The sequence below is a fragment of the Methylomicrobium album BG8 genome, from assembly GCF_000214275.2.
Lineage (GTDB): Bacteria > Pseudomonadota > Gammaproteobacteria > Methylococcales > Methylomonadaceae > Methylomicrobium > Methylomicrobium agile.
The window spans coordinates 40,823-47,177 of sequence record NZ_CM001476.1; the positions used below are offsets into that span (position 1 = coordinate 40,823).

Consider the following 6,355-nt stretch of genomic DNA (forward strand, 5'->3'; position numbering starts at 1 on the left):
TCATACTACCGCCCTACTCCCTTGAACACAAAGAAGCGGAAGGTCAAAAACAGCGCGGTTCCCAGGCCGCCCATGATGTACAGCGTCTTGTCGCCGGTGCCCATGCCGACGTAGCGCATCGAGACAATCACCGCCCCGAGGATCATGATCATCGGAGTGAAATCCAAATAGCTGATACCGGCCTCGTGCCGCATCTCGCGGACCTTGCGCTTGTCGATGATCCGCTCCTTGCCCGACTCGTCGAGCATGTCGTAGACCGCCTGCGGCACCCCGCCCGCTTGTTTGATGACGTGGCTGATGTACAGGTCAGGCGATTCGATCAGGACGCCCTTGATGTCGATGTACTTCTTCACGATCGCCCGCACCACTTCCGCCGGCAGCGGCCTGACCTCGATTTCCTTCATCTTCCACCAGAGCTTCCGCACCCGGTTCTTTTTCTCGGAAGCGCAGCCGATCACCTGGGCATGATCGAAGATCGCGAGCCAGAACGCCATCTGCGTCGGCGTCAAGGAGGTCAGGTCGTCGACCGCAATGATCGGCTTGCTCTCGGATCGGGCCAGCGCCGGAATGATCGCTTGCGTCAGATCCCGCATGCTCATCCGGTTGACGCGGTTCCTGATCGCCTTCCAGTCGATTTGCGCCGGCGGCATGCCGTGGAATTCTGCCGGCAGGTCCAGTTCCTTCGCGGTGAGCAGACCTACAGCCAGCATTTGCCGGGCCATGTCGACGAACTGCCCTTTGGCCTGGTGGTCGTGCAGCCTGATCAAAAGCTCGATCCTGTCGGCCGCTTTCTCCAGCGCCGCTTTCAGCACCGCCGATTTGCCGATGCCGACAGGACCCGTCAGAATCACATGCTTGCCCTTGCGGATTTCGGCCACTAGGTCGGTCACCAGGGCCTCCCTCCCCATCAACCCGACAATCTCATCCATCGTTGCCCTCCAAGGTCTCGGTCTTGCCTTCTAAATAAGCCAACAGCGTCCGCCATTCCGGACCGGCATAACGGGACAGCTTGTAGCGCTGCGTCTTCGCCATGACGGCGATCTTCGCGCTCAGCGCGTCCTCGTCGTTCAGCTTGCTGCCGATCGTCCACAGCTGGTCCATTTCCGACGAGAAGCCCTGGTCGATCCTCTCCTTCAACCACAACGCCTTTTCCTTGAGGAACTTGCGCCGGACTTCCGAGGCGGCGAGTTCGGATTCCATCTGCCGCAGCTGGGCGATATCGAGGATCACCTTCGCGTGCAGGTCGTCGATTTCCTTCGCTTCCGCGACCACTTTCAAGGCCTGTTCCCTCTCCTCCTTGATCGACGACAGCGGGATATTGAATTGCAGGCCACCGTAGGCCGTGTAAGGATCGTCCCGAAACTCGGTGCCGCCATAGCCCAGCCTTGCGCTCAGGGACGTGTTCCGCAGCGCCCAGGTGACCGCGTCGGGCTTGGCGTAGGCTTTGGTGACGCCCCGTTGCGCCTGGATGATCGGGTTCGCCCGGCTGATGAAGGTCAAAACGGCGTCATCGTCCCAGGCAGCTACCCGGAGCGGGAAGAATAAAGCTACAATAAGGACTGTTCGCACAATCATAAATGCATTTTTGTTTAACAAAAGTGCTATTTTGTTAAACGTAGTTTAACTTTTGTAGCCGCAAAAGTGAATATAAAAGAAGCAGAAATTTTGATGCAGGCAGGCGTCTTAAAGACGCCTGTCATAAAAAAACACGTCCATGAGGATGGCTGGGTGGTCACCCTGGACGGCAAACACAAGATGAACCCGGCGCTGGAAACCGCGCGCGGTCACGTGCGCGTGTTTAAAACGCTGGATGCCGCGGTCGGAGTGCTGTTCGATCTGGGGTTTGAGAAGGTGAATGTCGTCCGTTGAGGTAGCGGCATAGCGAAGGCCTCAGCTGGCGATAAGCAAAGCCAGGTAAGGCGCGAGACAGAAAAGGAAGATGCCAATTTTGTAGATCGCCATGCCCGCGTAATGGATGGCGTCGAATTGTTCAGCCGGCAAATGAAACCATCGCCCATGCAATCGATGCACCCAATCATGGGCGGTAATGAATACTGAGGCCCAAAGAAGCAGAACGCCGTAATTTATGACGGTACACCATAAAAAGAAGTCACTCAGTAATTCAATTTTCACGGGCGCGCCTCCTGAAGAGCTGACAAGTATTTATAAAATGGGTAGTCGCAGAATTCGGACAAAATAGTACGCTAAAAGCGTTATCTTACCTGATATTTTCCAGCGACGATTACGCAGGAGTGACAAATGAGCGATACATCCTGGTCCTACGGTTGGGCATTTTATAAAACTGGCCGCACCGGCAAGCCGCCGGCGGATATCGACACGGCCGAGCTGCGGGATTGGGTGAAAGGCTTCTGCGCCTCAATGGCCGACTACGACCTGGACACCCCCCATCCCAGCATACAGGCGGCGCTACTGCACTGCGGGATCGACGACGATCTACTCGAAACGTGTTTGCAGACCGCCGAAGCGATACTCGAAGAGAATTCTTTCAACCGCTGGCCCTCGGTGCCCGTGCGCGGCTTCGGCACCGGCAATTTGAGGACGGGGCCTTTCGTGGTCGTGCTATCGGACGCGGCGAACGATGAAACAATGGAATAAATATGTTGGAGGAAATCAGCAATTTGTGGCAATAAGACAATCACTTATTGAGCTGTCTGCCAGGCGTCATCTTTTCAAGATAAGCAACCCATTCAAGACGCGTATCTTTGTGTAAATCCTGCCAAAGCGGGCCGTCAGGATAGGCCGCTCTATAAGCTGCAATAGCTTTGCGCTCCAAATCCTTTACCCCGCTTTCGGCAACCATCAGCGGTATATCTTGATCTATCGTTTCATTTCCATCCATCAGCTTTCTCCTCGTTACCATAGTCTAGCCAGACTATTATCAGCAATCTGAGTTTAGCGATCCTCCATAACAGATAAATCCTAAGTCCTACGGAAAAGCCGCACCCAAAACCAAAGCTCAAAGGCGCCGCCGATAACAATCGCTATCCCGCCTAAAGACGAATAGCCAAGCACATAAAACGTCAAGGCGACCAGCAGAATCGCAACAGTTATGAGGTGATGCTTCATGCGGGACAATTATCCTGATTTCTCGCACCACGCTCTTTTACCTTCAGCCAAGCCTTGAATTCTGCAGGCTTGATCTTCGGTGCCAAGCGCTTGCGCAGCCAGGCTAAAAACTGCATCCGTTCCAATTTGTCGCGAAACTCCGCCGTTTCGGCATTGCAAGATTTCGCTTTTTCTGGCCCGGCCTCGTCGATATAGCGCTGCACCCAAACTCGTTTGTCATCGATCGATAAGGCGTTAACGGCCTCGTTGGTTCGCTCACGCACATACTCGGCTTCCAGTTCGGCACGCCGCTTTCCTTCGGCCTCGCGCTGCTCTGCCTCAATTTTGGCCTTGGCCTCCTGCTCTTTCTTCTCTTCAAACGGCGTTTTGCCTACCACGGCGTCACTCTCGTAGAGGGTGCGGATATAGCCGGCCGTCGAGCCTTTGACCTGCTTTTTCCGAGCCTTGGCCTCAACGTACTCGACAACCTGCCGGGCTCGTTCTTCGTCTTGCAGAATCCATAGAATGGCAAGCCGTTCCCCTATTCCGTGATCCAACAGGCGCTTGAATATTCCGGATTCCCGGATCGCCGCATGGTCGTCCTCGATCATCGGCTTTAACAACGTTTGTTGCGGGTTTTCGGTAATCAGGAAGCGGACGGCGGCGATTTTTCGGCCTTGTTTTTGAAACTCGGGCTCCAGCTGGATATCGGAGACGCGGTTAATTTCTTTAACGGATGGCTTAATAACGCGCTCGTTCAGGCGATAGAAATCATCATACAGCGCGGCGTCGGCCCCCATGATGCGGCGAAACCGGTTCAATTCCCACCAGCCGGTGGATCCCACCGTTTTATAACGCAGGCAATTTTCGTAAAGCGTCAATGCGTAGCCGCCATCGAAACGCCGCTGCACACCGATATTGATCGTCGCGTATATCTCTGGATCATAGAGTCGTTCGGCAAGATATTCATCGTAGCGGTAGGTGCAGGTGCCGCCATTGATTTCGCCATAGGACAGCATCGACATGACCCGCCAAACCTCCTTGCCGCCGTCCTCCATCATGTTGAACTCAATGGTGGTCGATGCCAGTTTGCGCAGCACATCCTGAAGGCGCTCGATGTTATTGCTTTCGTCCCAGCCGAGCATCGCGCACAAGTGTTTCACGGGGAGTGTATGCGTGCGCTTGGTCAGCAAAGCGTCATAAGCGTTTAACAACAGCACGTTCGCCGTCTTGCGCTCGAGCAACGTCATCTCGCCGCTGGTGTGGATCGCGGCAACATGCTTTTTGACTTGGTCGTTTGAAAATGCCAAGCTAACGTTGTTTTTCTTCTTCGCCATGAAGGGATTATATCAAATATCACTTCATAGACAACGATTAGTAAGTGATAATTAGGTGATGTTTTAACCATCCCCCAAACCCTCACCTTTCGATCAATGATCATCCCCTAAACCGTGATATTTCACTGGCCAAACCGTAGCGAATGCGCTGGCAACATATTAAATACACTTTTATAATCAACTTGCTACAAATAAAACCCTGGAGATTTGGATGCATCCCCTAAACAGTGATATTTCACCCCCTAAACAGTGATATATTCCTTCAGAAATGCCAGTAAACCATTCAAAAAAATTAAATTTGTTTTTTAATTCATATGCTTAACATAACATAAAAGAAAAACCAGAGCCTTCCCCTAAACAGTGATATTTCATCCCCTAAACAGTGATATATTCCTTCAGAAATGCCAGTAAACCATTCAAAAAAATTAAATTTGTTTTTTAATTCATATGCTTAACATAACATAAAAGAAAAACCAGAGCCTTCCCCTAAACAGTGATATTTCATCCCCTAAACAGTGATATTAAAACCAGGCTTTATCCCCTAAACAGTGATATTTCATCCCCTAAACAGTGATATAAAACCGTTGTAAACCTTGCTGAGCAAGAGTTTCAGGAAGCTAAATATATTTAAATATGTTGTTTATTAAACATACTTAAAACAACAACAAAGAGCTGTTGTTGTTTTCTTTGATGGATCATTGAAAGCTCCCATCGAAAAAAATTTTAGGGACCGGAAAAGATAAAGAGAGCAACGATCAATTTGTCGTCATATCACCAATTTTCCTCGATCCACTTGCCGATGCCCTGTTCCGCATCCTCTAAAAGCGCTTCAATAGAAGGGTAATTGCTTTTTCCCTCCCAGACCATCCCGCCTTTATCAAAGGCGACAGCGACAGCCTCCATTTCCCGAGTATATTCAATGTTCAAGCCGCCGCCGGCATTAACCAGGTCGGTGATGTTGGGATATTTGATAGAATTTTCAATATAGGACATCTTCGCTTTATTCCGGCTTCGCTTTCTTCTCAAGGTTTACATAAACCTCTAACTGCCCTTCCAGCTTGGCGACCTGCTTTTCGGCATCAGAAACCGCTTTGTTCGCGGTTTTCAAATCGGCTTTGGCTGTCTTTAATTCGGCGTTTGCGGCCTCATAGCGAACAGTCAGCGTCTCAATCTCGACGGTCCGTTTCGATAGATCGGAGTCCTTTGCCTTAATGTCGGTTTTCAATTGCTCGTTGGAGCCGGCAGCGGCGTCCAGAGAGGTTTGCAGCTTGTGCACCTGCATATCGAGCGTCCGGATTTCCGCGTCTTTCTGCTTGATCGCCGCCGCATGCTGTTTTTGCAGCTCCTGTTTCTCCTGACCAGCGGCTTTATTTGCTTCTTCCAGCGCGGCCAGCTGCTTTTTCAGTTCGGCGATATCGTGCTGCAACCGGTCGTTATCCTTCGATAGGCCAACATTAACCTTTTCAGCCTCGTTCAACTTGGCGACGGCTTGAACATGCGCCCCCTGCTCTTCCGCCAATTCAGCTTGAAGTTCGGCCAATTCGTCTTCCAGCCGGTCTATCTTCATGGCCTGGGCGTCTGAGAATTTAAAGGCTTCTTCGACTTTGAGCTGGTTCGCCTGCTCTGCCTGTTTCAATGCCTCTCGCTGGATCTCAAGCTCGGCATCAGCGATGCCTTTAGCTGTATTCCACATCCGCTTCAGCAGGTCTTCACCGTCCTTGGAAAGCTCATCAGGCAGCCTGACGACCGTCGGCAAGGCATCCGCCTTCAGCGCTTGCGCCTCGTCAGAAGCATTCCAGCTGTTCAGGTACTTGGTAATGGTACTCAGACTGCCTCGGCCTAACTTCTCATGCAGGCTTATAGCCCTTGGACGCTCGCCCTGGGCGGCAAGTTCGACACAAGCGGCGTGGACTTCTTCTTCGGTCAGTTTGGGGGCGGCCATGGCGTTACTC

At 51.8% G+C, this 6,355-nt stretch carries 9 protein-coding genes; 2 read left to right on the plus strand and 7 right to left on the minus strand.

Annotated features, from left to right (window positions below; all coding sequences use genetic code 11):
* Positions 1 to 5: 5 nt before the first annotated feature.
* Together METAL_RS19620 and METAL_RS19625 are read right to left on the minus strand one after the other, a co-directional pair.
* Positions 6 to 929: an ATP-binding protein gene (locus METAL_RS19620; RefSeq protein WP_005375230.1), complete on the minus strand. Its 924-nt coding sequence runs from the start codon at positions 927 to 929 to the stop codon at positions 6 to 8.
* Positions 922 to 1,575 (minus strand): hypothetical protein, encoded by a 654-nt coding sequence (locus METAL_RS19625; protein WP_005375232.1) that lies wholly within the window; start codon positions 1,573 to 1,575, stop codon positions 922 to 924. The genes METAL_RS19620 and METAL_RS19625 overlap by 8 nt, the downstream gene beginning before the upstream one ends.
* 66 nt (positions 1,576 to 1,641) lie before the next feature.
* Here METAL_RS19625 and METAL_RS19630 point away from each other — a divergent pair, with 66 nt between their 5' ends.
* On the plus strand, positions 1,642 to 1,869 hold the full coding sequence (locus METAL_RS19630; protein ID WP_040578615.1) for a hypothetical protein: 228 nt from the start codon (positions 1,642 to 1,644) through the stop codon (positions 1,867 to 1,869).
* A gap of 21 nt (positions 1,870 to 1,890) precedes the next feature.
* On the opposite strand, the gene METAL_RS19635 is transcribed toward METAL_RS19630, so the two are convergent.
* Positions 1,891 to 2,133, minus strand: coding sequence for a DUF6868 family protein (locus tag METAL_RS19635; RefSeq protein WP_005375236.1), 243 nt, complete (start codon positions 2,131 to 2,133; stop codon positions 1,891 to 1,893).
* A gap of 126 nt (positions 2,134 to 2,259) precedes the next feature.
* On the opposite strand from METAL_RS19635, the gene METAL_RS19640 reads away from it, so the two are divergent.
* Positions 2,260 to 2,616, plus strand: coding sequence for a hypothetical protein (locus METAL_RS19640; RefSeq protein WP_005375237.1), 357 nt, complete (start codon positions 2,260 to 2,262; stop codon positions 2,614 to 2,616).
* Positions 2,617 to 2,656: 40 nt separating this feature from the next.
* Here the strand turns inward: METAL_RS19640 and METAL_RS19645 are convergent, their stop codons facing one another.
* The 4 genes from METAL_RS19645 to METAL_RS19660 all read right to left on the minus strand — a co-directional run bounded on the left by METAL_RS19645 (position 2,657) and on the right by METAL_RS19660 (position 6,345).
* On the minus strand, positions 2,657 to 2,860 hold the full coding sequence (locus METAL_RS19645) for a hypothetical protein (protein WP_005375240.1): 204 nt from the start codon (positions 2,858 to 2,860) through the stop codon (positions 2,657 to 2,659).
* A 223-nt stretch (positions 2,861 to 3,083) separates the two neighbouring features.
* On the minus strand, positions 3,084 to 4,403 hold the full coding sequence (locus METAL_RS19650; RefSeq protein WP_005375243.1) for a replication initiation protein: 1,320 nt from the start codon (positions 4,401 to 4,403) through the stop codon (positions 3,084 to 3,086).
* A 771-nt stretch (positions 4,404 to 5,174) separates the two neighbouring features.
* A complete protein-coding gene (locus tag METAL_RS19655; protein WP_005375244.1) occupies positions 5,175 to 5,396 on the minus strand; it encodes a hypothetical protein in 222 nt (73 codons plus the stop codon).
* A 7-nt stretch (positions 5,397 to 5,403) separates the two neighbouring features.
* Entirely contained in the window at positions 5,404 to 6,345 is a 942-nt protein-coding gene (locus tag METAL_RS19660) for a DNA-binding protein (protein WP_005375245.1), read from the minus strand.
* Between the last annotated feature and the right edge of the window lie 10 nt (positions 6,346 to 6,355).